Source organism: Staphylococcus pasteuri, assembly GCF_030547725.1.
GTDB classification, from domain to species: domain Bacteria; phylum Bacillota; class Bacilli; order Staphylococcales; family Staphylococcaceae; genus Staphylococcus; species Staphylococcus pasteuri.
Window position 1 is genome coordinate 1 of sequence record NZ_JAUOQO010000221.1, and the last position, 289, is coordinate 289.

Sequence of the window (289 nt, forward strand, 5' to 3'; positions counted from 1 at the left end):
CCTCATTGTTTCCATCATCTTCGATTAATGCTGAATGTTACAAGCTTAACGATTTAGATTTGATGTTCAATCTGTCTGGCAGCTTTGATAAAAAGTCAGATGAAAAAACCGTTGTTTATGAAGGTTTCTCTGGCGTTTACGGGAACAGCTACATTGTTAATTATTTTAAAAGGCTGGTTGAAACCAAGCGTTAAACAGTTTGAATTTGAAACCCGTCAACGATGTATGAGCAAACTACTTTACAGCCGGATCAGGAGCTCAGCTCTCCCGGCTCCACTTGAGACTCTTT

At 39.4% G+C, this 289-nt stretch carries 1 protein-coding gene; it reads left to right on the plus strand.

Going from position 1 to position 289, the window contains the following annotated elements:
- The coding region (locus Q4528_RS13465; protein ID WP_303522027.1) for a hypothetical protein at nt 1-194 on the plus strand (194 nt) is incomplete at its 5' end.
- Between the last annotated feature and the right edge of the window lie 95 nt (nt 195-289).